This window comes from Janthinobacterium sp. SUN120 (assembly GCF_030397735.1).
Classification (GTDB): Bacteria; Pseudomonadota; Gammaproteobacteria; order Burkholderiales; family Burkholderiaceae_D; genus Janthinobacterium; species Janthinobacterium kumbetense.
In genome coordinates, this window is record NZ_JAPUBW010000018.1 from 1 (window position 1) to 2,132 (window position 2,132).

At 64.3% G+C, this 2,132-nt stretch carries 1 protein-coding gene; it reads left to right on the forward strand.

Annotated features, from left to right (window positions below; all coding sequences use genetic code 11):
- Nucleotides 1-14: 14 nt before the first annotated feature.
- A partial coding sequence (locus tag O0879_RS28510) for a condensation domain-containing protein (protein WP_289920044.1) occupies nucleotides 15-2,132 on the forward strand: 2,118 nt, incomplete at its 3' end.

Consider the following 2,132-nt stretch of genomic DNA (forward strand, 5'->3'; position numbering starts at 1 on the left):
ACATGGTGCCATCCGTGTGGGTGACGCTCGATACGCTGCCGCTGAACCCGAACGGCAAGGTCGACCGCAAGGCGCTGCCTGCGCCGGACGCGAGCCTGTCGCAGGCCGGGTATGTGGCGCCGCGCAGCGAAACGGAGCAGAAGTTGGCGGCGATCTGGGCGGAGGTGCTCAAGGTCGAACGTGTCGGCATCCACGACAACTTCTTCGAGTTGGGCGGCCATTCGCTGCTGGCCGTGCGCTTGCTGTCGGCGATGGAGCAGGCCGGGGTCAAGGCCGACGTGCGCGGTATGTATGCGGCTGCCACCCTGGCAGAGCTGGCGGCGGCAATTGACGTCTCACCGGCCGGCGCAGCGGCTTTCGCCGCACCGCCGAACCGCATTCCCGCCGCGTGCGAGCGCATCACGCCGGACATGCTGCCGCTGATCGATCTGACCCAGGACGAGATCGACCGAATCGTGGCCACCGTGCCCGGTGGCGCGGCCAACGTGCAGGATATTTATCCGCTGGCACCGCTGCAGGAGGGGATGTACTTCTATCACCTGATGCACCGCGAGAGTGATCCGTATGTCATTCCGTCGCTGTTCGCAGTCGACACGCCGGCGCAGTTCGAGGCGCTGCTGGACGCTTTGCGCAGTGTGATTGCGCGGCATGACGTACTGCGCACCGCCATTCTGTCCGACCAGCTGCGGGTTCCGGCGCAGGTCGTGTATCGCCAGCTTGAGCTCAATGTCGAGATGATCGAACTGGGCACGGCAAGCGATCCGCAAAGCCAATTAGAAGCTCGCTTCAACAGGCCGATGGATCTTTCCAGAGCGCCGATGCTGGAAGTTTGCGTCGCGCGCGAGCCGCACACGGGCAAGGTGTATGTGCTGTTCCGAAGTCACCATCTGATCGACGACGCTACCTCGTCGATGCTGCTGCATCGGGAAATCCAGGCGCATTTGGGTGGCCAGGCGGCAGCTCTGGCGGAGCCGGTTCCCTATCGAGAATTCCTCGCGCATGCGCTTGACCAGGCCGGCCGCAGCGATATCGAGGACTTTTTCCGCAAGACCTTGGGTGATGTGACAGAGCCGACCGCGCCTTTCAGGTTGCTCAACGTGCATGGCGATGGTAGCGCGACCGTTGAGGACAGCAAAGCGCTGGACGCGGCGCTGGCGCGCGATATTCGCCAAGTGGCAAGGCGGCGCAGGATTAGCCCCGCAACTCTGTTCCACGCAGCCTGTGCGCTGGTCATCGGCGCCTGCAGCGCGCGCGACGACGTGGTGTTCGGCACCGTGCTGTCCGGGCGCCTGCAAGGCACGGCCGGCGCAAGCAACATGCTGGGCATGTTCATCAACACGCTGCCGCTGCGCCTGAAGCTTGAAGGCATCAGCGTGGATAGTCTCGTGACACAGACGGAGTTGGCGCTGCGTGAGCTGCTGTCCTACGAACAGGCACCGCTATCGCTGGCGCAGCGCTGCAGTGGCCTGGCAAGCCATGTGCCGCTGTTTAGCGCGATTCTGAATTATCGCAATGCTGCTCGATCGGCAGACGGGCAGGGCACGGATACCTCGGCGGACGACATCGCGCTGCTTGCCTACAGACTGCGCACCAATTATCCGATGACGATTTCTATCGACGATCGGGGCGATGACTTCCTGATCGATGCGCATGTCCATCACAGCATTGTTCCTTCGCGCGTGATCGCCTATCTGGAGCAGGCGCTGGCCGGTCTGGTGCAGGCGCTGCGGTCGCAGCCGGACATGAACGCCGGCGATATTTCGGTGCTGCCGCCGCAGGAGCGCGAGCAGTTGCTTGCGGTGGGCACGCGGATAGCGCAGCGCCATGATGGCGACAGCGCGCTGCACGAACTGTTTGAAGCGCAGGCGCAAGGCGCGCCGCAGCAGGTGGCCGTGGTGTTCGAGGGCCAGTCGCTGACTTACCAAGAGCTCAATGCGCGGGCCAACCGTCTGGCCCATTACCTGCGCGGACAGGGCGTGGGGCCGGACAGTCTGGTCGGCATCTTCGTCGAACGCGGTCTGGAGATGATTGTCGGCCTGCTGGGCGTGTTGAAAGCGGGCGGCGCCTACGTGCCGCTCGACCCGGTCTATCCGAACGAGCGCCTGGCCTATATGGCCGGGGACAGCGGGCTG